We start from the raw sequence: 21998 nt of genomic DNA, 5'->3' as shown, positions 1-21998 counted from the left end.
CATCATGAGCGAAAGCTTTGCTGAACTGTTTGAACAGTCTCTCCAGGACATCAACATGGAGCCGGGCGCCATCGTCCCGGCTACCGTCGTCGACATCGAAGGTGACTGGGTTACCGTCAATGCCGGCCTGAAGTCCGAAGGTCAGATCCCCGCGGCCCAGTTCCGCGACGAGAACGGCGAGCTGACCATCGCCGTCGGCGACGAGGTGCATGTCGCCCTGGAAGCCGTCGAGGACGGTTTCGGCGAGACCCGCCTGTCCCGCGAGAAGGCCAAGCGCGCCGAAGCGTGGAAGGTGCTGGAAGCGGCCTTCGAGAAGGAAGAGATCGTCAAGGGCGTGATCAACGGCAAGGTCAAGGGCGGCTTCACCGTCGACGTGGATTCCATCCGCGCCTTCCTGCCGGGCTCCCTGGTCGACGTGCGTCCGGTGCGTGACACCACGCACCTCGAGAACAAGGAACTCGACTTCAAGGTCATCAAGCTCGACCCGAAGCGCAACAACGTCGTGGTGTCTCGCCGTGCCGTGCTCGAAGCCGAGAACAGCGCTGAGCGCGAGGCCCTGCTCGCCACCCTGCAGGAAGGTCAGCAGATCGTCGGTATCGTCAAGAACCTCACCGACTACGGTGCCTTCGTCGACCTCGGCGGCGTCGATGGCCTGCTGCACATCACCGACATGGCCTGGAAGCGCATCAAGCATCCGAGCGAGATCGTCTCCGTGGGCGACGAGGTCAACGTCAAGGTGCTGAAGTTCGACCGCGAGCGTAACCGCGTGTCCCTGGGCCTCAAGCAGCTGGGCGAGGATCCGTGGGTCAACATCAAGGATCGTTACCCGGAAGGCACCAAGGTGCATGCCCGCGTCACCAACCTCACCGACTACGGCTGCTTCGCCGAGCTGGAAGAGGGTGTCGAGGGTCTGGTCCACGTCTCCGAGATGGACTGGACCAACAAGAACATCCATCCGTCCAAGGTCGTCCAGGTCGGCGACGAGGTGGACGTCATGGTGCTCGATATCGACGAGGAGCGTCGTCGTATCTCCCTGGGTATCAAGCAGTGCACTGCCAACCCGTGGGAAACCTTCAACGCCCAGTACAACAAGGGCGACCGTGTGGCCGGTACCATCAAGTCGATCACCGACTTCGGTATCTTCATCGGTCTGGAAGGCGGCATCGATGGTCTGGTGCACCTGTCCGACATCTCCTGGACCGAGACCGGCGAAGAGGCCGTGCGCCAGTTCAAGAAGGGCGACGAGGCGGAAGCCGTCATTCTCTCCATCGATCCGGAGCGTGAGCGTATCTCGCTGGGCATCAAGCAGCTCGATACCGACCCGGTTGCCGAGTTCCTGGCCGTCAACGACAAGGGCTCCGTGGTCACCGGCCGCGTGGTCGAGGTCGACGCCAAGGAAGCCCACGTCGAGCTGGCTACCGATGTCGTCGCCGTGCTCAAGGCCTCCGAGATCAGCGCCGATCGCGTCGAGGATGCCCGCAACGTCCTGAACGAGGGTGACAGCGTCGAGGCCCGCATCATCGGGGTCGATCGCAAGAACCGTCAGATCAACCTGTCCATCAAGGCCAAGGATCAGGACGATACCCGTCGCAACCTGAGCAAGCTGCGCGAGCAGGACGTCGAGGGCGGTGGCCCCACCACCATCGGCGACCTCATCAAGCAGCAGATGGGTCAGGACTGAGTCGCGGATACGGTATCCGCGCCTTAGGCGCCCCTCAAGACGCCGCCCCTCGGGGCGGCGTTTTTTTATGCGGCCTTGTCCGCGCCCCGCTTGGCGGGTCGGCTTAAACCCCGGGCGCGAAGAGTGAAGAAGTAGTGGCAGAACAACTTCTAATGGAAGTGAGGAGTGGCTTTAAACTTAAGCGAGGTGGAATTGTCGGGTGCATAGTTTGACGGTTTTATTAGTGATGAGTTGCATGTGATGATATTCGGGGTAATAATACTAGGGCATCCCTTTAGGTTTCAGTCCTGGATAGAAGGAAAACAGTAGATGTCATCATTGCTGAGCAACTACATGCAGAAGGAGCAGCAACTCAAGCAGCTCCAGTCCGAACTCGAGAAGTTGGAGCATGACGAGCGTCTGAAGGCGGAGCTCGAGTTCAAGACCAAGCTTGAAGAGTTGATGAAGGAGTTTGGCAAGAGTGCCGGCGACGTCATCGAACTTCTCAATCCCCAGCCCGCCGCTACCGCCAAGTCGGCACCCGCCAGTGGTGGCGGTCGTCGCAAGCGCAAGCTGAAGATCTACAAGAACCCCAATACCGGTGAGGTCGTCGAGACCCGCGGCGGTAACCAGAAGACCCTGAAGGCCTGGAAGGACGAATTCGGTGCCGACACCGTGGAGTCCTGGCTGGTCCGCGTCGAGGAGTGATCCCTCGTGCCGGCCCCGGTCGCCGACGACGCCGCCCGAGGGCGGCGTCGCTGCGTTGCTGGTCCCGGTGCGGCGTTCAGCGGTACAGGGGGACGCGCAGCTCCAGGGCGTCGTGGCGCTTCAGCAGCTGCGGGGCCTCGCCGCTGAGGGAACGGCCATCCGGTGCCATGCCCTGGCAGGCCATGTAGAGCAGGGCCGGACGCAGCTGGTCGCGGTGTTCGAGCGTCAGGCAGGCGTAGGGGTGAGCGGGCAATTGCTGCAGCCGGAACGTGGGAGGCAGCGCCAGGCTATCGCCGCTGCCGGCGGGGAGCTGCACCCCCAGGTCCAGGCGAGGCAGCTCGCTTGCCAGGGGCTGGTCGTGGAGGATGGCGATGGTGGACGCCGAGGCCAGTTGCTCGGGCAATGCTCCGGCGTCGTGCACATGGCGCTGCCACATCCGGAGGTCGTCGAGCACCCGGAAACCGGCGTAGAGTCGGGTCAGCACCGCGCACCTCGCCGGGAGCTCCCGGATCCGATAGCTGAAGGGTGACAGGTCGCGCCGCTGGCGATTCAGGTGGAGGCGACGGCTCTGGCGATAGTGCCGCGGCGTCTGGCCGAAGTGGCGCTGGAAGGCGCGGGAAAACGCCGAGTGGTTTTGGTAGCCGCAAACTGCGGCGACGTGTCGTATCTCTTTCGGTGTATGAATGAGCAGGCGGGCTGCCCATTCGAGTCGCAGCCGGTCTCGGTAGGTGCCGGGAGAGAGTCCAAAACTGGATCGGAAGCGGCGTCGGATCTGGGAGGAGGAGTATCCCATCCGGCTTGCAAGTTCCTCGATGCCTTGCTGAGTACCCAGGGTTTCCTGCAGCCAGATTTCCGCTCGCATCATATCCGTACTCATGACCTGGCCCCTATTGATGGTGGTGCCCGCTTATTGAATCGGGAAGTGGAGGGAGCACTGTTCTCTAGTGTGGCCGGCGCGGGATATGGGCGCCGGGCTGTCCGAGATGTCGTAGTGTTCTATTAGGGTATTTGAATGCGTCATTTATGCCGGCAACCAGAGGCAAAGGCAAGTTTGCCATCGGGCATTGAGCGATTCGGCACAATGACGACTGTCCGGCATGCCCGCTCGCAGATGGTGATAGGGGGACAGTAAGCGGGTATACTTCGTTCACACCCCCGTACCATCCCATGGGCAGTGCCATTCTGGTGTCCCCGGCCTGTGCCTTGAATTGATGGGTAGCGAATGAAACAGCAGAATTCACGAAAGCCAATGGACGAGCGTGAGAAGTTGCGCAAGTTCCGCGAGCTCGATGATGCCTTTGCCGAAGCGCTGAAGGAGCTCGAAAACCCCGACAGTCGACTGGACATCCCCACCGGCCCTCCTGTGCGCTCTCTCGAAGCGCAGGAGCCGCCGGACGACGCGGCCACCCAGCAGGCCTTCGAGCGTCGTCTCAAGACCCTGATGCAGGACTATGCGCAGCCCGCCGAGAGCGTCAGTCGCCTCCTCGAGACGCTGCGCTCCCTCGGCCATATCGCCTGATCGGGGGCATCAGTTCCGATACCGGTAGATCCTCAGGCTCGGCAGCAAGGGCGTGTCCTCCAGGCGCTCATCGCGGCGGCGTGCCCGTGTGCGCTTTTCCGGCGGAGATGGCGGCGGCTGGTTGTGGTCGGGCAGCCGGCCGTCCTCGGATGGCACGAACAGTGGCAGGGCGACGTTCATCGCGCGACGGGTATGGCCGTCCGGCAAGGGCTCCCGAAAGAACAGGTTGGCCCGCATCAGCGGCGCCTGTGGCTGGACCTGGGCCAGAGGCTCGCCGTCGGGGAGGCCGGCCAGCTTGCGCAGCTGGAGGCGAACATGCGGGGCCTCGGTGTCGAGGGCCAGCAGTCGTTGTTCGGCCTCACGCACCGTCAGCCGCTTGATCGAGCGCCCGCTGGCATACCAGGCCAGCCGGACCCTGGCCACCGGTGCCGGCGCCAGGGGAATGGCACGCCAGCACTGCTTGAGGTGCAGGCGCGCCAGGCCGCTACCGCTCAGGTGGCCATGCAGGCCGGGGTGCCGGAAGGGCAGTACCGCCTTGATCTCGGGGATCAGCGAGGGCGCCTGCTCGCGGATCTGGACCAGCAGCGCGGCGAAGGCCTGCTTGGCGGCATTCACCCGGGCTGCCTGCTCCATCACGTCTGCATCGGCCGCGACCAGTCCCACATGGCTGCGGGTGCTACGGCCGTCCTGGCCATCCTGATACCAGAAGTCCATCAGTACGCTGTGCAGCCAGTCCGCATCGGCCGCGCCCCGGGAAAAGGCCCAGGCCCGGCCCGGCGACGCACGCCAGGTGGCGACCAGCCCCTCGGTGTTGTCTACCAGGCTGTCATAGGCGGCTTCCAGCTCCGCCAGCAAGCGATACTCCGGGCGCGCCGCCATCGTCGTCACCCGCCGTCACCATCCCGCTCGGCCCGGGCCAGCAAGGCGTCGATGTCGGTCTCGTCCATGGCCGGTTCGCCGGCGATGCGGTGCGACTCATCGGCCCAGGCGCCCAGGTCCAGCAAGCGGCAGCGCTTGCTGCAGAAGGGGCGGTAGGGGTTGTCCTCGGTCCAGCGTACCGTCTGGCGGCACTGGGGGCAGGCGACCTCGAGGGGGCGGTCGTTGGGGACTTGGCTCATCGCGGACACTCGTCAGGGCAGTGGATGTCAGGGGGTTGCCCACAAGGATGACGAATCAGCGCGGTGCGGGCAAACCGGCCAGGGCACGGTAGCGTCGGTCGAGGGTCTCGACCTGGGCGGCCAGGCCGGCCTCGTCGCCGGCATTGTCGATCACGTCATCGGCACGTTGGAGTCGCTCCCGGCGGGGCATCTGGGCGGCCACGATGGCCCTGGCCTGTGCCTCGTCGACATCGTCCCGTCGTGCCGTGCGGGCGATCTGCACGGCTTCGGGAACGTCGATCACCAGGCAGCGGTCGACCAGCGACGCCTGTCCCGACTCGAAGAGCAGCGGCGAGACCAGCAGCGCATAGGGGGCCTCGCTGCGACGGAAGGCCGCCAGGCGCTCGAGAAGACGCTCGCGTATCCGCGGGTGGGTGGCCGACTCCAGCCAGCGACGCTCTTCCGGGGCGGCGAAGACGATCTCGCGCAGGGCGCGACGGTCGAGTCTGCCATCCGCGTGAAGGATCCGCTGGCCATAGCGGGCGGTGATCTCCGCCAGGGCCGGCTCGCCCGGCTCGACGATCTCCCGGGCCGTGTCGTCGGCATCCACCCAGGGGATGCCCCGCCGGGCAAAGGCCCGCGTCACCGTGGACTTGCCGGAGGCGATGCCGCCGGTCACGCCGATGATCAGGGTCGCGGAAGCCATTTCAGAACACCAGCTGGAGGTAAGTGGCCATCAGGGGCTCGCCGGCCAGTAGGGCGATCCAGCCGGCCACGGCCAGCCAGGGGCCGAAGGGCATCGGCGCGCCCCGCAGGCGGGGCAGGACCAGCTGGGCCAGGATGCCCACCAGGGCCCCGGCACCGGCGGCGAGGATCAGTACCAGGGGCAGGAACTGCCAGCCCAGCCAGGCGCCCAGGGCAGCGAGCAGCTTGAAGTCGCCATAGCCCATGCCTTCCTTGCCGGTGACCAGCTTGAACAGCCAGTAGAAGCTCCACAGGGCCAGGTAGCCGGTCATGGCGCCGATCACCGCCGCCGCCAGCGCCGGCGGCTGGAAGACCAGCTGGTACAGCAGGCCCGCCCAGAGTAGCGGCAGGGTGAGGATGTCCGGCAGCAGCTGGGTACGCATGTCGATCACGGCCATGGCCAGCAGGGCCAGGCAGGCACCCAGGATGAACAGTCCCTGCAGCGTGGAACCGTAGAGTCCCACCACCGCCAGGCTCAGCAGGCCGCCGGCCAGCTCCACCAGCGGGTACTGGGCGCTGATCCGTCCATGGCAGCTGGCGCAGCGCCCGCGGCGCTTGAGCCAGCCGATCAGCGGGATGTTGTCGTGCCAGGCGATGGGGGTCTCGCAGCGGGGACACAGCGAGGGGGGGCGGACCAGGTTGAACGGTGGCGGCGATTCGGCCTCGAGCTCCAGGGCATCCCGCGCCTCGGCCCGCCATTCGCGCATCAGCATGACCGGCAGCCGGGTGATCACTACATTGAGGAAGCTGCCCAGGCACAGGCCGAGGACCGCCGCCAGCGGCCAGAGCAGGGTAGGGGGGAGGTCGACTAGCAAGGGGCGCTCCTTTGCGCATGGGGGTCTGTTTGCCATTCTATCGGCCCGGGCCCCGACTTGTCCGGTCTCTTCTATGCTGAGAGCGTCACGTCGAGACCCGGGCTGTCCTGGCTGGCGCCTATGGGCTAGAATCTCCCCCCTTCACACGTCAGGAAGCGACCATGACCCAGACGCTTGGACCGGTGATGCTGGACCTGGAAGGTCCCTGCCTGCGCGACGAGGAACGCGAACTGCTGCGGCGCCCGGAGGTCGGTGGCGTGATCCTGTTCGGCCGCAATATCGAGGATGCCGTCCAGGTGCGTGAGCTGTGCCAGGCAATCCGTCGCGAGTCGTCGTCGCTGTTGCTGGCCATCGACCAGGAGGGTGGGCGCGTGCAGCGCCTGCGCCAGGGCGTGACCCGCCTGCCGGCCATGGGGCGGCTGGGGCGCGAGGCTGCGGCGGCGCCCGAGGTGGCCCAGCGGCTCTGCCAGGATGCGGGGTGGCTGCTGGGTATGGAGATGGCGGCCTGTGGCCTGGATCTCAGCCTTGCGCCGGTGCTCGATGTCGATACCGGGTGCTCCTCGGTGATCGGCGATCGCAGTTTCGGTGCCTCGCCGGAGGGCGTGACGCGTCTCGCCGGCGCCTTCGTCGATGGTCTCCACGAGGCCGGCATGGCGGCGGTCGGCAAGCATTTTCCCGGTCACGGGGGGGGGGCCGCGGACTCCCACCTGGAGCTGCCCGTGGACGAACGTCCCCTGGAGGCGCTGCGTCGACATGACCTGCTGCCCTTCCAGGCCCTGGCGTCACGACTGGGGGGGGTGATGCCCGCCCACGTGGTCTACCCGGCCTTCGACCATCGCCCCGCCGGCTTCTCGCCGGCGTGGCTCGGCCTGCTGCGCGAGTCGCTGGGCTTCAAGGGGGCCATCTTTTCCGATGACCTGAGCATGGCCGGCGCCTGTTCGGCCGGAGATCCCGCCGAGCGGGCGCGACTGGCGCTGGAGGCCGGCTGCGACATGCTGCTGGTCTGCAACGATCGCGCCGCGGCCCTCGAGGTGGTCGCGGCCTGCGAGGGGCGCACGACCAAGCGGGCCGCCAAGCTGCGCTACGGACGGGCCCGCCCCGATCTGGATGCCCTGGGGGCGCTGTCCCGCTGGCGCCGCGTGCATGCCCGTCTCGAGGCCATGGCCGCCGACTGACGTCCCACCGCTGATTGAACGACGAGCCCTACGATGCCCAAACTCGATGCCGACGCCCTCCCGTCCCTGGCCGACATGCGTGAGGTCATGAACTCCGCCGACTGCCTGATCGACCAGGAGCAGGTCGAGCGCGCCCTCGACCGCATGGCCGACGAGATCACCCGCGACCTCGGCGACAAGCTGCCGGTCTTCTACTGCGTGATGAACGGAGGTCTGATCACCACCGGGCACTTGTTGACGCGGCTCGGTTTTCCCCTGGAAGTGGATTACCTGCATGCCACCCGCTATCGCGGGGGCATCCGGGGCGGCGAGCTGTTCTGGCGCGTCTCCCCGGAGATTCCCATGGCCGGCCGGCACGTGGTGATCGTCGATGACATCCTCGACGAGGGTGCGACCCTCGCCGCCATCCTCGATTACTGCCGCGAGGCCGGTGCCGCCAGCATCACCACCGCCGTGCTGGTGGACAAGCGTCACGACCGCAAGGCCGTACCCGACCTCAAGGCGGACTACTGCAGCCTCGAGGTGGCTGACCGCTATGTGTTTGGTTTCGGCATGGACTACAAGGGCTACTGGCGCAATGCGCCCGGTATCTTCGCCCCCCAGGGCATGTAGCCCACTCTATCGAGCGGGAGCCTTAAGCTTGAAGCTCGAAGAAAAACACCCCCTTCGGTTTCCCGAAAGGGGTGTTGTGGTCTGCCGGTTAAGTTCACGCTGATTTCCAGCTTCCAGCTTCCAGCTTCCAGCTTCCAGCTTCCAGCTTCCAGCTTCCAGCTTCCAGCTATCAGTCCAGGCCCAGCTCGTGGGTAGCCTCCTCGCGCATCTTGAACTTCTGGATCTTGCCGGTGACGGTCATCGGGAAGGCGTCGACGAACTTCACGTAGCGCGGCACCTTGTAGTGGGCGATCTTGCCCTTGCAGAAGGCCTTGAGGCCCTCCTCGTCGAGGCTCTCGCCCTCGCTCAGCTTGACCCAGGCCATGACCTCCTCGCCGTACTTCTCGTCGGGCACGCCGATCACCTGGACGTCGGAGATGGCCGGGTGGGTATACAGGAAGTCCTCGATCTCGCGGGGATAGATGTTCTCGCCGCCGCGAATGATCATGTCCTTGATGCGGCCGACGATGGCCACGTAGCCTTCCTCGTCCATGGTGGCCAGGTCGCCGGTATGCATCCACCCTGCGCCGTCGATGGCCTTGGCGGTGGCCTCCTCGTTGTTCCAGTAACCGAGCATGACGCTGTAGCCCCGGGTGCACAGCTCGCCGGTCTCGCCGCGGGGGACCACGGCCCCGGTCTCCGGGCTGACCAGCTTGACCTCGAGATGCGGGTGGATGGTGCCCACCGTGGTCACGCGCTTTTCCAGCGGGGCGTCGGTCTGGGTCTGGAAGCTCACCGGACTGGTCTCGGTCATGCCGTAGCAGATGGTCACGTCCTGCATGTTCATCTTGTCGATGACCTTGCGCATCACCTCGATGGGGCAGATGGAGCCGGCCATGATGCCGGTGCGCAGGTTGCTCAGGTCAAACCGCTCGAAGTCGGGGTGCTCGAGCTCGGCGATGAACATGGTCGGCACGCCATACAGGGTGGTGGCACGCTCCTCGTCCACGGCCTCCAGGGTCGCCTGGGCATCGAAGCCGTCACCGGGATAGATCATGGTCGCGCCGTGGCTGACGCAGCCGAGATTGCCCATCACCATGCCGAAGCAGTGGTAGAGCGGTACCGGGATGACCATGCGGTCGGCTTCGCTGAGGTTCATGGTGCGTGCCACGAAGAAGCCGTTGTTGAGGATGTTGTGGTGGGAGAGGGTGGCGCCCTTGGGGGCACCGGTGGTCCCCGAGGTGTACTGGATGTTGATCGGCTCGTCGAACTCCAGGCTGGCCTGGAGTTCGGCGAGCCGGTCGGCGCCGACCCGGTCGGCGTGGGCCAGCAGGCCCGTCCAGCTATGCATGCCCGGAAGCGCCCGTTCCTCATCGAGGCAGATTACCCGCTTGAGGTCGGGCAGGCCGGCAATGGCCAGGCTGTCCGGGGAGCCGTCGCGCAGCTCGGGGGCCAGTTCCGCCAGGGTGGCCACGTAGTCGGAGGTCTTGAAGGCCCCCTGCAGGATCAGCGTGGAGGTGCCGGATTGCTTGAGAGCGTAGTCCAGCTCATGGGTCCGATAGCTGGGATTGATGTTGACCAGGATGGCGCCGATCTTGGCCGTGGCGAACTGGGTGATGGTCCACTCGGCGCAGTTGGGCGACCATATGCCGACCCGGTCCCCCTTGGCGACGCCCAGGGCCAGTAGCGACCGGGCCGCCTGGTCGACGGCCTGCTGCAGCTCCTGCCAGCTGTAGCGCAGTCCCTGATGGCGGCTGATCAGGGCATCCCGCTCGGGGAAGCGCTCGACGGTGTCGTCGAAGCAGTCGCCGATGGTCTGGCCCTTCAACGGAGTGTCGCTGATACCGCTGACATAGCTGATCTGACGGGTTTGGCGTGACATGGTGGCTCTCGTCTTGTTGTGGCATGAACGCTTGGGGCACCGGGAAAGGTCACGCGGCGGCCGCGACCCGGCTAGGCCTCCTGGTCCAGCTGGCGCAGTACCTCACGGGCCCGCTGGTCCACGTCATCGATCTCCATGCGCATCAGGCGGATGTCCTCGAGCTGTCGCTCGAGATTGGCCCGCTTGTCGGCGAGGATCTCCAGCAGTCGCTTGAGCTGACGGGCATTTCCGTCGGGCATGGCGTCGTACATCATCACCACCTCGCGGATCTCGGCCAGCGAGAATCCCAGCCGCTTGCCGCGCAGGGTGAGCTTCAGCCGCACCCGATCCTTCTCCCGGTAGATGCGTTTCTGTCCCTGGCGGGTCGGGGCCAGCAGCCCCTCCTGCTCGTAGAAGCGGATGGTGCGAGGCGTGACCTCGAACATTCGCGCCAGTTCGCCGATGCTGTAGGTACGCTGCTGCCGGGGCAAGGCGTCCGTCTGGGCATCGGGGGCCTGGGGTGAAGATCGACTCATGGCTTTAGTCCTGTAGCCGGGTGGTCCACCGGCGGTTTCCCACCTCGTCTGGAAACCCTAGACGAGGTTTACGTTAACGTAAAGTGCTTGTTCGACCATGGGGTGATATGGGATAAACCAAGCAAGTGCTAGGTTGGTGCCCAACCGACGGGCCGAGCGTCGCTTCGACGCGCGAGCCACCGAGGGGCGGGGCGCCATCACGATCCCACATTCCATTGCCGTTCGAAGAGAGGTTCCCATGGATTTTGCGCTGACCGATGATCAGAAGGCGCTGGCCGCTGCCGCCGCCGATTTCGCCCGGGCCGAGCTGGCCGAGCATGCCGCGGACTGGGATGCGCGCAGTCACTTTCCGGTGGATGTCATCCGCCGGGCCGGCGAGGCGGGCTTCCTCGGGATCTACACCCCCGAGGCGCAAGGCGGCCTGGGGCTGCCGCGCCTGGAGGCCTCGCTGATCTTCGAGCAGCTCGCTCAGGGCTGCATCGCCACCACCGCCTACCTGACCATCCACAACATGGTGACTTGGATGGTGGCCAGCTGGGGCGACGAGGCCCTGCGCGAACGCTATGTCCCGGCCATGATAGCCGGTGAGGCGCTGGGGTCCTACTGTCTGACGGAGCCGGGCGCCGGTTCGGATGCCGCCAGCCTGAAGACTCGGGCCGTGCGCGAAGGCGACGAGTACGTGATATCCGGCAGCAAGATGTTCATCTCCGGGGCCGGTGCCACGGACGTGCTGGTGGTGATGGCGCGCACAGGCGCCCCCGATAGCGGCGCCGCAGGCATCTCGGCCATCCTGGTGCCCGCCGATGCCGCGGGGGTCGAGGTCGGCAAGAAGGAAGAAAAGATGGGCTGGAAGAGCCAGCCGACCTGCCTGATCAGCTTCGACGGCGTGCGGGTACCGGTGGGCAATCGTCTGGGCGAGGAGGGCGAGGGCTTCCGGTTCGCCATGAAGGGCCTGGACGGCGGTCGGCTCAACATCGCCAGCTGCTCCCTGGGGGCAGCCCAGCAGGCGTTGACCCTGGCCAGGGACTACATGGCCGAGCGCAAGCAATTCGGGCGTGAGCTGTCGAGCTTCCAGGCCCTGCAGTTCAAGCTCGCCGATATGGCCAGCGAGCTGACCGCCGCCCGGTTGATGGTGCGTCATGCCGCCTGGCGCCTCGACCAGGGCGACCCCGAGGCCCCCGCCCACTGTGCCATGGCCAAGCGCTTCGCCACCGACATGGGCTTCAATGTCTGCAACGAGGCCCTGCAGCTGCATGGCGGCTATGGTTATATCCGCGAATACCCCCTCGAACGCCTGGTTCGCGACACCCGCGTGCATCAGATCCTCGAGGGCACCAACGAGATCATGCGGCTGATCGTCGCTCGCCGGCTGCTCGCCGACGGCGTCATCGAGTCGCTTCAGTAACCGGACACCAGGAGAGACATCGATGTCGGACCTCGCGGTTTGCTTCGACGAACTACCCACCCGCGGCGGCGGCCGCGTCGGCGTGGCCAGGCTCAATGCGCCAAAGGCCCTCAATGCCCTGTCGCTGGAAATGATCCAGCGCCTCGAGGCCAAGCTCGAGACCTGGGCGGTGGACCGCAGCGTGGTCGCGGTCTGGCTGGAGGGCAGCGGGGACAAGGCATTCTGTGCCGGCGGCGACGTGGTGTCGCTGTATCGCTCCCTCATGGATGAGGGTGACGTGCGGGGCCCGGACCGGGGCGGCCTGTTCGCCGAGACCTACTTCACCGCCGAGTATCGCCTGGATCACCGGATCCACACCTATCCCAAGCCGCTGATGGTGTGGGGCGACGGCATCGTCATGGGCGGCGGCCTGGGCCTGCTGGCCGGCGGCTTCCAGCGCCTGGCCACCGAGATCACCCGGATCGCCATGCCCGAGATCACCATCGGCCTCTACCCGGACATCGGTGCCAGCTGGTTCCTCAACCGTATGCCCCCGGGCATCGGCGCCTACCTGGGACTCACCGGTGCCCAGCTCAACGCCCGGGACGCCCTGGATCTGGGGCTGGCGGATCGCTTTATCCCTCGCGACCGGCGTGACGACCTGCTCGGCGCCCTGGCCGAGGCCGACTACGGTGATCACGCCCCTGCGGACTGCCGACTGGCCGTGGAAGGCGTGCTGGATCGCTTCGAGGCTCGCGACCAGGCTCCCGAGGGCCAGGTCTGGCCGCTGCGCGATCACCTCCAGTCGCTGGTGGGTGAGACCGGGGCCGCCGACGCCACCGCACGGATCCTCGCCGACGCCAACGACGACCCCTGGCTCGCGGCCAACCGTGGGCGACTCGCCTCCGGCTGCCCGATGACCGCGCACCTGGTGTGGCGGATGCTCGAGCGTCATCGCCACAGCTCCCTGGCCGATGCTTTCCGCGACGAACTGGGCCTGTCGGTGCAGTGCTGCCGCCAGGGCGACTTCCCCGAGGGCGTGCGCGCCCTGCTGATCGACAAGGACAAGCAGCCGAAGTGGTCCCACGCCGACGTGGACAGCGTCCCCGAAGCGGACATCCAGGCCCTGTTCATCTCACCCTGGAGCAAGGAAGAGCACCCCCTGCGGGATCTGGGCATGGGCCACCGCGTAGCCTGACTGGGCCCAGCCGGGCCATTGCAGCTGCGTCTGACAAGGGGCGCCGGGGGCAAGCCGAAGAGGAGGTCCTGCGCCAGGAAGCGGCGGACAAGGAAGACCATCCGGTGGATGCTCTTCCCGCCGAACGGGATGGCCAAGGATGGCCACCCCAGGCCCTGCATGCGCCGCAGGATGCGAGAGCGCTGCAGGGCGTCGGTAACGTCCAGGGAGGTATTCACAGCGCCTGCCCGATGGTCCGGCCCCCCGGGGCGGGTCGACGGATCCGCCTCGAGCGATACCGCTATCGGCGCTAGCCCCGCCGGGTTGGCCCGCACGCTCTGCCACAACTCACAAGACATCAAGGAGCAACGCCATGAAGATCGCATTTATCGGACTCGGCAACATGGGGGCGCCCATGGCCGCCAACCTCCTCCAGGCAGGACATGACGTCTGCGTCTTCGACCTGGTCGAGGCCGCCATGGCGGACCTGGAAGGGCAGGGCGCCCGGCGCGGCGAGAGCGCCGAGGCGGCCTGCCGCGACGCCGAGGTGGTCATCTCCATGCTGCCTGCCGGCACCCATGTCCGTAGCCTCTACCTGGGACGCGAGGGCCAGGCCGGCCTGCTTGACGCCCTCGGCCACCGACCGCTGATCATCGACGCCTCGACCATTTCCCCGGACGATGCCCGGACGGTGGGGGTCGCCGCCACCGAGCGCGGCCTGACCTATCTGGATGCCCCGGTCTCCGGCGGGGTCGGCGGGGCCAAGGCCGGCTCCCTGACGTTCATCGTCGGTGGTGACGCCCAGGGCTTCGACCAGGCCCGGCCGGTGCTCGAGGGCATGGGCAAGAACATCTTCCATGCCGGCGAGATCGGTGCCGGCCAGGTGGCCAAGATCTGCAACAACATGCTGCTGGGTATCCTGATGAGCGGCACCGCCGAGGCGCTGTCGCTGGGCGTCAAGAACGGCCTTGACCCGGCGGTGCTCTCCGAGATCATGAAGCAGAGCAGCGGCGGCAACTGGGCGCTCAACGTCTACAATCCCTGGCCCGGGGTGATGGAAGGCTCGGCGGCGTCCCGCGACTACCAGGGCGGCTTCCTCACCGACCTGATGGCCAAGGACCTGGGGCTGGCCTGGGAGCTGGCGCTCAAGGCCAGGGCCAGCGTGCCCATGGGCTCTCAGGCCCGCAACCTCTTTGCCCTGCACAGCGCCCAGGGCCACGGCGGGCTGGATTTCTCGAGCATCCAGCAGCTCTACCGGGCGGGCGAGGGGCAGTGATTCACTGACCGTCGTGGGGGCACCGCGACGGGCGGGCCCTTTGGCAGGCGGAACGCAAACGGGCACACTCGGTGCCCGTTTGCTTCACGAGAGCCCCGATGCCCGCCTCCACTTCCTCCTCCCCGCCACCCTCCTCGGCACGCCCGGTGCGGCGCGACCTGCTGGAAGGCCCCCTCGGCACCACCCTGCTGCGCAAGAGCCTGCCCGTGGTGGGCGGCATGCTCGCCATGATGAGCTTCAACCTGGTGGATACCTGGTTCGTGTCGCGGCTCGGCACCGCCCCCCTGGCCGGCGTCGCCTTCACCTTTCCGGTGGTCTTCGCCGTCATCAGCCTGGCGATCGGCCTGGGGATCGGCACGTCGGCGGTGGTGGCCCGTCGCCTGGGCCAGGGCAACCTCGCCGCGGTGCGGCACCGGGCCACCGATGCGGCCCTGCTGGCGCTGGTGGTGGGGCTTGCCGTATCTGCCCTGGGCCTGGCCACGCTGGAGCCGCTGTTTCGCCTGCTCGGTGCCGATGCCGCCCTGCTGCCGCATATCCGCGACTACATGGGGGTCTGGTACCTGGGCGCGGCGGCGGTGATCGTGCCGCGGGTGCTCAACAGCGTGCTGCGCGCCCACGGCAATACCCGTGTCACGGGCCTGATGATGGGACTGGCCGCACTGGTCAACGGTGTCCTCGACCCGCTGCTGATCTTCGGTCCCGGGCCGCTGCCGGCGTTGGGGGTCCAGGGCGCTGCCCTGGCCACGGTGATCAGCTGGAGTCTGATGACGCTGGCGCTTTGCTGCCATCGTGAACTCCGCAGCCTGGTCGCCCTGCGTGACCTGGGACCCGTGCGGTTGCTCCAGTCGTGGCGGGAGCTGGGGCACATTGCCGCCCCGGCAGCGCTGACCAGCGTCTTCACCCCCATCGCCATGGCGCTGGTGACCCGGGTCGTGGCGAGCCATGGCCATACCGCCGTGGCGGGGTATGGGGTCGGCAGCCGTCTCGAGGCCATCTCGCAGATCGCCGTACTGGCGCTCTCCATGACGCTTTCCCCGCTGGTCAGCCAGAACGCCGGGGCCGGCCATTACGCCCGGGTACGCCGGGCGGTGCTCGGCTGTTTCGGCTTCGTGCTGGTCTGGCAGCTGCTGGTCTGGGGCCTGCTGCAGCTCCTGGCGCCCTGGCTGGTGGCCAGCTATGCGGCGGGCGAGGCCGTCGGCGCGGTGTTGCGTCGCTTCCTGTGGCTGGTGCCGCTCGGCCTGGGGGCCCAGGGCGTGGTGATCCTGGCCGTGTCCTCGCTCAATGCCCTGCACCGGCCAGCCCTCGCCATGCGCCTGTCGGTGGTGCGGCTGTTCGTGCTCACCGTGCCGCTGGCCTGGCTGGGCGGCGCCCTGGCCGGTCCCACGGGGATCTTCGCCGGTCTGCTCGCGGCCAATCTGCTGATGGCCGGGTTGGCCTGGTGGCAGCTACGACTTGTGCTGGATCAGGATTCCCTCAGTCAATCGACCGGCTAGGCTTGGCAGGTGGAGGGTGAAGGTCTACATTTGTATGGAATGTAGAAATTGCTAAGGAGTGTTCACCATGAGCCAGATCACCCCCGTCACCTGGGACGACCCCCTGCGGCTATTCGACCAGCTCGACGAGGACGAGCGGATGGTCCTGCAGACCGCCCACGACTACTGCCAGGACAAGCTGCTGCCGCGGGTGCTCGAGGCCAACCGCCACGAGCACTTCGACCGCGAGATCATGAACGAGATGGGGGAGCTGGGCCTGCTGGGGGCCACCCTGGAGGGCCATGGCTGTGCCGGGATGAACTATGTCAGCTACGGCCTGATCGCCCGGGAGGTCGAGCGGGTCGACTCGGGTTACCGCAGCGCCATGAGCGTGCAGTCGAGCCTGGTGATGTACCCCATCGACGCCTTCGGCAGCGAGACGCAGAAGGCCCGCTATCTGCCGAAGCTGGCCAGCGGCGAGTGGGTGGGGGCCTTCGGCCTGACCGAGCCCGACCACGGCTCTGACCCCGGCGGCATGTCCACCCGGGCCACCCGCACCGACGGGGGCTGGCGACTCAACGGCACCAAGACCTGGATCACCAACTCGCCCATCGCCGATGTCCTCGTGGTCTGGGCACGCGATGACGACGGCGTGATCCGCGGCTTCCTGCTCGAGAAGGGCATGGCGGGGCTGTCCGCCCCCAAGATCGAGGGCAAGTTCAGCCTGCGCGCTTCGGTCACCGGCCAGATCGCCCTGCAGGACGTGGAGGTCTCCGACGACCAGCGCCTGCCCGGTGTCACCGGCCTCAAGGGCCCCTTCTCCTGCCTCAACCGGGCCCGCTACGGGATCGCCTGGGGCAGCATGGGCGCTGCGGAGGCCTGCTGGCATGCTGCCCGCCAGTACACCCTCGACCGCAAGCAGTTCGGTCGCCCCCTGGCCGCCAACCAGCTGATCCAGAAGAAGCTCGCCGACATGCAGACCGAAGTCACCCTGGGGCTTCAGGCGGCGCTGCGGGTGGGGCGTATGATCGACGCGGGGCAGCTGGTACCGGAGGCCATCTCGCTGATCAAGCGCAACAACTGCGGCAAGGCCCTGGATATCGCCCGCCAGGCCCGGGACATGCACGGCGGCAACGGCATCAGCGACGAATACCATGTGATCCGCCATGTGATGAACCTCGAGGCGGTCAACACCTACGAGGGCACCCATGACGTCCATGCGCTGATTCTGGGGCGGGCCCAGACCGGCCTGCAGGCCTTTACCGGCTGACTTCTGGCAAGGAGACGCTGATGAGTGGACCCCTAGACGGCGTGGTGGTTCTGGACATGTCGCGGGTGCTGGCCGGCCCCTGGGCCGGCCAGCTGCTGGCGGACCTGGGCGCGCGGGTGATCAAGATCGAGCATCCCGAGCGCGGCGACGACACCCGGGGCTGGGGACCGCCCTGGCTCGAGGGCGAGGCCGACGCGTCGCGCCTGGCGGCCTACTACCTCTGCGCCAACCGCGGCAAGCAGTCGCTGGCCGTGGACATCGCCACCCCGGACGGCCAGGCCCTGGTGCGGGCCCTGGCCGAGGGTGCCGATGTGGTGCTGGAGAACTTCAAGGTCGGCGGGCTGGCGAAGTACGGCCTGGACGCGGCGCGACTGCGCGCGCGCAACCCGCGGCTGACGGTCTGCTCCATCACCGGCTTCGGCCAGGACGGTCCCTATGCGCATCGCGCGGGTTACGACTTCATGATCCAGGCCATGGGGGGGCTGATGAGCCTGACCGGTGAGCCCGACGGCCTGCCCATGAAGACCGGCGTGGCGATCACCGACGTGATGACCGGGCTCTATGCCACCATCGGGGTGCTGGCCGCCCTGCACGAGCGTCGCCGGACCGGGGAAGGGCGCCATATCGACGTGGCGCTGCTGGACGTCCAGCTGGCCACCCTGGCCAACCAGGCGCTCAATGCGCTGGTCACCGGCCAGGACCCCGAGCGTCACGGCAATGCCCACCCCAATATCGTGCCCTACCAGGCCTTCGCCTGCGCCGACGGCCACCTGGTGCTGACCGTGGGCAATGACGCCCAGTTCGCCCGGCTCGCGGACCTGCTCGGCCGCCCCGAGTGGGCCGGGGACCCGGCCTTCGCCACCAACGCCGCGCGGGTCGGCAACCGCGAGGTACTGGTGCCGATGATCGCCGAGGCCTTCCTGGCCCAGGGGCGGGATGCCTGGCTTGCCGAGCTCGAGGCGCGGGGCATTCCCGCCGGCCCCATCAACACCCTCACCGAGGTCTTCGCCGATCCCCAGGTGCGTCACCGCGGCCTGTGCCGGGAGCTGCCAGACGGCGGAAGGCGCATCCCCCAGGTGGCCAACCCGCTGCGCTTCGACGGCGACAGCGTCACCAGCGAGGTGCCGCCGCCGGGGCTCGGGCAGGACAGCGATGCGCTGCTGGCCGAGATGGGGCTGACGGCGGCGGACATTGCCCGGCTGCGGCGCCAGGGCATCGTGCGTTAGCGGGGGGAGAAGCGTCGATTGATGCCGGTCTCGGCGATCATCCGGGTAGAAATCTCCTCCACCGAGAAGCGGGTGGTATCGATGAACGGGATGTGCATGCGCCGGTACAGGGCCTCGGCCTGCTGGACCTCCTGCACACACTGATCGATGGAGCTGTAGCGGCTGTTGGGGCGTCGCTCGTGGCGGATCGCCGCCAGCCGCCGCGGGTCGATGGTCAGGCCGAACAGCTTGTGGCGATGCGGCTCCAGTGCCTTGGGCAGCTTGAGGTTGCCGTCCTCGTCCTGGTCGTCCTCGGTGAGCGGGTAGTTGGCGGCGCGAATGCCGAACTGCAGTGCCAGATAGAGCGAGGAGGGCGTCTTGCCGCAGCGCGATACCCCCACCAGAATGATGTCGGCCTTGTCGTACTGATGCGTGCGGGCCCCGTCGTCGTTGTCCAGGGCGAAATGCACCGAGTGAATACGGTCCATGTAGACGTCGTCGCGCCCGATGGCGTGGGTCCGGCCCACGCTGTAAGAGGAGTGGGTGGCCAGCTCCTGCTCCAGGGGCTTGAGGAAGGTGGAGAAGATGTCCACCTTGAAGCCCGGCGCGTCGCGGATCACGTCGCGTACGTCCTGATCGACGATGGTGTCGATGATGATGGGTTGCTCGCCGTCCTTGACCGCCGCGCCCTCGATGATCTGGACCAGGCCCCGGGCCTTGTCGATGCTGTCGATATAGGGCTTGGTGAGCATGCGGATCTCGACGTTCTCGAACTGGGCCAGCAGGCTGCGACCCAGGCTCTCGGCGGTGATGCCGGTGCCGTCGGAAATGAAGAAGGCGGTACGGGGCATGGCGGGGTGTCGCTCAGGCTGTGGGAAAGGCCCTCCATTGTCGAGCCTGTTCGGTCATGGCACAAGCCGCGGCACAGGGCGCTCACTACAGGAATCGGCGCTTCCGGGAAAATGTTGTAAAAAACCTCCAGTGACTTCGATGTTAGACCAATGGCGAATATGGATCGCCGCTGGTAGAGTCGCCAACATCCAGTCATGACGGCGCGCCAAGGAGTTCCCGGCGACGCCATCCAAGGGGGTCTCACGTGGACAATTACATTCTGTGGTTCGATCAGTTGGGCATGGATGATGTCGAGCGGGTAGGCGGCAAGAACGCCTCACTCGGCGAGATGATCTCCAACCTCGCCGGTGCCGGCGTCACCGTTCCCGGTGGCTTCGCCACCACGGCGGACGCCTATCGCGAATTCCTGTCCCACGAGGGGCTCAACGACCGCATCAATCAGGCACTCGCCACCCTGGACGTGGATGATGTCGCCGAGCTGTCCCGGGTCGGGGCCCAGATCCGCCAGTGGGTGATCGACACGCCGCTGCCGCCGGCCTTCGAGCAGGCGCTGCGCGACAGCTACGAGGAGCTGCTGGCCCGGCATCCCAACCTCAAGGTGGCGGTACGCAGCTCGGCCACCGCCGAGGACCTGCCGGACGCCTCCTTCGCCGGCCAGCAGGAGACCTTCCTCAATATCGAGGGCTTCGACAACATCAAGCGCGCCGTCCACGAGGTGTTCGCCTCGTTGTTCAATGACCGGGCGATCTCCTACCGCGTGCACCGCGGCTATGCTCACGAGAACGTGGCGCTGTCGGCCGGCGTGCAGAAGATGGTGCGCTCCGAGACCGGCGCCTCCGGCGTGATGTTCACCCTGGACACCGAGTCCGGCTACCGCGATGCGGTCTTCGTCACCGCCTCCTGGGGACTGGGCGAGACCGTGGTGCAGGGCGCCGTGAACCCCGATGAGTTCTACGTCCACAAGCCGACCCTGGCCGCCGACCGTCCGGCGGTCCTGCGTCGTAACCTGGGCTCCAAGCTGATCAAGATGGTCTATACCGACGACGCCAGCGCCGGCAAGTCCGTGGAGACCGTCGACGTGCCCCTGGCCGATCGCAGCCGCTTCTGCGTCGACGACCAGCAGGTCATGGCGCTGGCCCGCCAGGCGGTGATCATCGAGGAGCACTACGGTCGTCCCATGGACATCGAGTGGGCGCTGGACGGCGACGACGGCAGCCTCTACATCGTCCAGGCGCGTCCCGAGACCGTGGTTTCCCAGCAGGAAGGCGGCAAACTCGAGCGCTTCCAGCTCAAGGAAAAAGGGCGCACCCTGGTCTCCGGTCGCGCCATCGGCCAGCGCATCGGCCGCGGCGCGGTCAAGATCGTCGAGACCCCGGACGACATGGACAAGGTCAACGCCGGCGATGTGCTGGTCACCGACATGACCGACCCGGATTGGGAACCGATCATGAAGCGGGCCTCGGCCATCGTCACCAACCGCGGCGGCCGCACCTGTCATGCGGCGATCATTGCCCGCGAGCTCGGCATCCCCGCCGTGGTCGGCTGCGGCGACGCCACCGAGGTCCTGGACGACGGTCGCGACGTCACCGTTTCCTGTGCCGAGGGCGACACCGGGCATGTCTATGACGGCCTGCTGGAATTCGACCGCAACGTCACCAGCGTCGATGCCATGCCCGAGATCCCCTTCAAGATCATGATGAACGTGGGCAATCCGGACCGCGCCTTCGGCTTCGCCGGCTTGCCCAATGCCGGCGTCGGCCTGGCCCGCCTGGAGTTCATCATCAACCGCATGATCGGCGTGCACCCCAAGGCGCTGCTGGAGTACGACACCCTGCCCGCCGACCTGCAGCAGACCATCGACCTGCGCACTGCGGGGTATAGCGACCCGGTCAGCTTCTACGTCGACAAGCTGGTGGAGGGGATCTCCACCCTGGCGGCCTCCTTCTATCCCCAGCGGGTCATCGTGCGCCTCTCGGACTTCAAGTCCAACGAGTACGAGAACCTGATCGGCGGCAAGCTCTACGAGCCGGGCGAAGAGAACCCCATGCTCGGCTTCCGCGGCGCCTCGCGCTACATCTCCGATGCCTTCCGTCCCTGCTTCGAGCTGGAGTGCCGGGCGCTGAAGCGCGTCCGTGACGAGATGGGCCTGAACAACGTCGAGATCATGGTGCCCTTCGTGCGCACCACCGAGGAGGCCCGCGAGGTGGTCGACCTGCTGGCCGCCAACGGCCTGGAGCGGGGGCATGACGGCCTCAAGGTCATCATGATGTGCGAGCTGCCGGCCAACGCCCTGCTGGCCGACGAGTTCCTGGAGTACTTCGATGGCTTCTCCATCGGCTCCAACGACCTCACCCAGCTGACTCTGGGGCTCGACCGGGACTCCGGCATCGTCGCGCACCTCTTCGAGGAGCGGAACCCGGCGGTCAAGAAGCTGCTGTCCATGGCCATCCAGGCCTGCAAGGCCCAGGGCAAGTACGTGGGCATCTGCGGCCAGGGACCGTCGGACCACCCTGACCTGGCGAAGTGGCTGATGGAACAGGGGATCGACTCGGTGTCCCTCAACCCCGATGCGGTGCTCGAGACCTGGTTCATGCTGGCTGGCGAAAAGCTGGGCTGAGTCGACCGCGCCTTCACCGCCAACGCGACACCCGGGCCT

At 66.9% G+C, this 21998-nt stretch carries 20 protein-coding genes and 1 pseudogene; 12 read left to right on the top strand and 9 right to left on the bottom strand.

Annotated elements, in window-relative coordinates:
- Positions 1–4: 4 nt before the first annotated feature.
- Entirely contained in the window at positions 5–1681 is a 1677-nt protein-coding gene (rpsA, locus tag EKG36_RS02690) for a 30S ribosomal protein S1 (RefSeq protein WP_126480778.1), read from the top strand.
- Positions 1682–1990: 309 nt separating this feature from the next.
- Positions 1991–2368: a histone-like nucleoid-structuring protein, MvaT/MvaU family gene (locus EKG36_RS02685; protein ID WP_126480776.1), complete on the top strand. Its 378-nt coding sequence runs from the start codon at positions 1991–1993 to the stop codon at positions 2366–2368.
- 76 nt (positions 2369–2444) lie between these two features.
- Here EKG36_RS02685 and EKG36_RS20670 read toward each other — a convergent pair whose 3' ends face one another.
- Both EKG36_RS20670 and EKG36_RS21055 read right to left on the bottom strand, forming a co-directional pair.
- Positions 2445–2852 carry a hypothetical protein gene (locus EKG36_RS20670; protein ID WP_246007413.1) on the bottom strand — a complete coding sequence of 136 codons (408 nt, stop codon included), beginning with the start codon at positions 2850–2852 and terminating at the stop codon, positions 2445–2447.
- Between the two features lie 96 nt (positions 2853–2948).
- A pseudogene (locus tag EKG36_RS21055) lies at positions 2949–3161 on the bottom strand (helix-turn-helix transcriptional regulator); the annotation flags it as partial.
- A gap of 456 nt (positions 3162–3617) precedes the next feature.
- Between EKG36_RS21055 and EKG36_RS02675 the strand changes: the two are divergent.
- On the top strand, positions 3618–3887 hold the full coding sequence (locus EKG36_RS02675) for a hypothetical protein (RefSeq protein WP_126480772.1): 270 nt from the start codon (positions 3618–3620) through the stop codon (positions 3885–3887).
- Between the two features lie 9 nt (positions 3888–3896).
- Here EKG36_RS02675 and EKG36_RS02670 read toward each other — a convergent pair whose 3' ends face one another.
- From EKG36_RS02670 to EKG36_RS02655, 4 genes are read right to left on the bottom strand one after another with little or no spacing between them, the layout of a single operon-like run.
- On the bottom strand, positions 3897–4766 hold the full coding sequence (locus EKG36_RS02670) for a DNA replication terminus site-binding protein (RefSeq protein ID WP_126480770.1): 870 nt from the start codon (positions 4764–4766) through the stop codon (positions 3897–3899).
- A gap of 5 nt (positions 4767–4771) precedes the next feature.
- Positions 4772–5005 carry a DNA gyrase inhibitor YacG gene (gene yacG, locus EKG36_RS02665; RefSeq protein WP_126480768.1) on the bottom strand — a complete coding sequence of 78 codons (234 nt, stop codon included), beginning with the start codon at positions 5003–5005 and terminating at the stop codon, positions 4772–4774.
- A 55-nt stretch (positions 5006–5060) separates the two neighbouring features.
- Positions 5061–5690 (bottom strand): dephospho-CoA kinase, encoded by a 630-nt coding sequence (gene coaE, locus EKG36_RS02660; RefSeq protein WP_126480766.1) that lies wholly within the window; start codon positions 5688–5690, stop codon positions 5061–5063.
- 1 nt (position 5691) lies between these two features.
- Complete coding sequence (locus EKG36_RS02655) at positions 5692–6543, bottom strand: prepilin peptidase (RefSeq protein WP_246007412.1); 852 nt, start codon at positions 6541–6543, stop codon at positions 5692–5694.
- A gap of 161 nt (positions 6544–6704) precedes the next feature.
- Here EKG36_RS02655 and nagZ point away from each other — a divergent pair, with 161 nt between their 5' ends.
- Both nagZ and EKG36_RS02645 read left to right on the top strand, forming a co-directional pair.
- Positions 6705–7718 carry a beta-N-acetylhexosaminidase gene (nagZ, locus tag EKG36_RS02650; RefSeq protein WP_126480762.1) on the top strand — a complete coding sequence of 338 codons (1014 nt, stop codon included), beginning with the start codon at positions 6705–6707 and terminating at the stop codon, positions 7716–7718.
- A gap of 33 nt (positions 7719–7751) precedes the next feature.
- Complete coding sequence (locus EKG36_RS02645; RefSeq protein WP_126480760.1) at positions 7752–8330, top strand: hypoxanthine-guanine phosphoribosyltransferase; 579 nt, start codon at positions 7752–7754, stop codon at positions 8328–8330.
- Between the two features lie 169 nt (positions 8331–8499).
- Here the strand turns inward: EKG36_RS02645 and EKG36_RS02640 are convergent, their stop codons facing one another.
- Positions 8500–10191 carry an AMP-binding protein gene (locus tag EKG36_RS02640; protein WP_126480758.1) on the bottom strand — a complete coding sequence of 564 codons (1692 nt, stop codon included), beginning with the start codon at positions 10189–10191 and terminating at the stop codon, positions 8500–8502.
- Between the two features lie 71 nt (positions 10192–10262).
- Positions 10263–10706 (bottom strand): MerR family transcriptional regulator, encoded by a 444-nt coding sequence (locus EKG36_RS02635; protein WP_126480756.1) that lies wholly within the window; start codon positions 10704–10706, stop codon positions 10263–10265.
- A 238-nt stretch (positions 10707–10944) separates the two neighbouring features.
- On the opposite strand from EKG36_RS02635, the gene EKG36_RS02630 reads away from it, so the two are divergent.
- The 6 genes from EKG36_RS02630 to EKG36_RS02605 all read left to right on the top strand — a co-directional run bounded on the left by EKG36_RS02630 (position 10945) and on the right by EKG36_RS02605 (position 18511).
- Positions 10945–12111: an acyl-CoA dehydrogenase family protein gene (locus EKG36_RS02630; RefSeq protein WP_126480754.1), complete on the top strand. Its 1167-nt coding sequence runs from the start codon at positions 10945–10947 to the stop codon at positions 12109–12111.
- Positions 12112–12133: 22 nt separating this feature from the next.
- Entirely contained in the window at positions 12134–13288 is a 1155-nt protein-coding gene (locus EKG36_RS02625; RefSeq protein WP_126480752.1) for an enoyl-CoA hydratase/isomerase family protein, read from the top strand.
- 352 nt (positions 13289–13640) lie between these two features.
- The gene (gene mmsB, locus EKG36_RS02620) at positions 13641–14543 is read left to right on the top strand and encodes a 3-hydroxyisobutyrate dehydrogenase (RefSeq protein ID WP_126480750.1); all 903 of its coding nucleotides are present in this window, start codon (positions 13641–13643) and stop codon (positions 14541–14543) included.
- A gap of 98 nt (positions 14544–14641) precedes the next feature.
- A complete protein-coding gene (locus EKG36_RS02615) occupies positions 14642–16036 on the top strand; it encodes an MATE family efflux transporter (protein WP_185827460.1) in 1395 nt (464 codons plus the stop codon).
- A gap of 67 nt (positions 16037–16103) precedes the next feature.
- On the top strand, positions 16104–17285 hold the full coding sequence (locus tag EKG36_RS02610) for an acyl-CoA dehydrogenase (RefSeq protein WP_126480748.1): 1182 nt from the start codon (positions 16104–16106) through the stop codon (positions 17283–17285).
- A 20-nt stretch (positions 17286–17305) separates the two neighbouring features.
- Positions 17306–18511 carry a CaiB/BaiF CoA transferase family protein gene (locus tag EKG36_RS02605; protein WP_126480746.1) on the top strand — a complete coding sequence of 402 codons (1206 nt, stop codon included), beginning with the start codon at positions 17306–17308 and terminating at the stop codon, positions 18509–18511.
- Here the strand turns inward: EKG36_RS02605 and ppsR are convergent.
- Positions 18508–19341 (bottom strand): posphoenolpyruvate synthetase regulatory kinase/phosphorylase PpsR, encoded by an 834-nt coding sequence (gene ppsR / locus EKG36_RS02600; protein ID WP_126480744.1) that lies wholly within the window; start codon positions 19339–19341, stop codon positions 18508–18510. The genes EKG36_RS02605 and ppsR overlap by 4 nt on opposite strands.
- Positions 19342–19586: 245 nt before the next feature.
- On the opposite strand from ppsR, the gene ppsA reads away from it, so the two are divergent.
- Positions 19587–21959 (top strand): phosphoenolpyruvate synthase, encoded by a 2373-nt coding sequence (ppsA, locus tag EKG36_RS02595; protein WP_126480742.1) that lies wholly within the window; start codon positions 19587–19589, stop codon positions 21957–21959.
- Positions 21960–21998 lie beyond the last annotated feature (39 nt).

This window comes from Halomonas nitroreducens (assembly GCF_003966155.1).
Classification (GTDB): domain Bacteria; phylum Pseudomonadota; class Gammaproteobacteria; order Pseudomonadales; family Halomonadaceae; genus Halomonas; species Halomonas nitroreducens.
Note: the sequence above shows the minus strand (reverse complement) of the source record. Positions and strands in the feature narration are given on the sequence as shown.

Coding starts and splice junctions, on each gene's coding strand:
- rpsA (WP_126480778.1), top strand. CDS start 5: ATGAGCGAAAGCTTTGCTGAACTGTTTGAACAGTCTCTCCAGGACATC.
- EKG36_RS02670 (WP_126480770.1), bottom strand. CDS start 4,766: ATGGCGGCGCGCCCGGAGTATCGCTTGCTGGCGGAGCTGGAAGCCGCC.
- EKG36_RS02685 (WP_126480776.1), top strand. CDS start 1,991: ATGTCATCATTGCTGAGCAACTACATGCAGAAGGAGCAGCAACTCAAG.
- EKG36_RS02605 (WP_126480746.1), top strand. CDS start 17,306: ATGAGTGGACCCCTAGACGGCGTGGTGGTTCTGGACATGTCGCGGGTG.
- EKG36_RS02615 (WP_185827460.1), top strand. CDS start 14,642: ATGCCCGCCTCCACTTCCTCCTCCCCGCCACCCTCCTCGGCACGCCCG.
- EKG36_RS02625 (WP_126480752.1), top strand. CDS start 12,134: ATGTCGGACCTCGCGGTTTGCTTCGACGAACTACCCACCCGCGGCGGC.
- nagZ (WP_126480762.1), top strand. CDS start 6,705: ATGACCCAGACGCTTGGACCGGTGATGCTGGACCTGGAAGGTCCCTGC.
- EKG36_RS02675 (WP_126480772.1), top strand. CDS start 3,618: ATGGACGAGCGTGAGAAGTTGCGCAAGTTCCGCGAGCTCGATGATGCC.
- mmsB (WP_126480750.1), top strand. CDS start 13,641: ATGAAGATCGCATTTATCGGACTCGGCAACATGGGGGCGCCCATGGCC.
- yacG (WP_126480768.1), bottom strand. CDS start 5,005: ATGAGCCAAGTCCCCAACGACCGCCCCCTCGAGGTCGCCTGCCCCCAG.
- EKG36_RS02610 (WP_126480748.1), top strand. CDS start 16,104: ATGAGCCAGATCACCCCCGTCACCTGGGACGACCCCCTGCGGCTATTC.
- EKG36_RS02640 (WP_126480758.1), bottom strand. CDS start 10,191: ATGTCACGCCAAACCCGTCAGATCAGCTATGTCAGCGGTATCAGCGAC.
- EKG36_RS02635 (WP_126480756.1), bottom strand. CDS start 10,706: ATGAGTCGATCTTCACCCCAGGCCCCCGATGCCCAGACGGACGCCTTG.
- EKG36_RS02630 (WP_126480754.1), top strand. CDS start 10,945: ATGGATTTTGCGCTGACCGATGATCAGAAGGCGCTGGCCGCTGCCGCC.
- ppsR (WP_126480744.1), bottom strand. CDS start 19,341: ATGCCCCGTACCGCCTTCTTCATTTCCGACGGCACCGGCATCACCGCC.
- EKG36_RS02645 (WP_126480760.1), top strand. CDS start 7,752: ATGCCCAAACTCGATGCCGACGCCCTCCCGTCCCTGGCCGACATGCGT.
- coaE (WP_126480766.1), bottom strand. CDS start 5,690: ATGGCTTCCGCGACCCTGATCATCGGCGTGACCGGCGGCATCGCCTCC.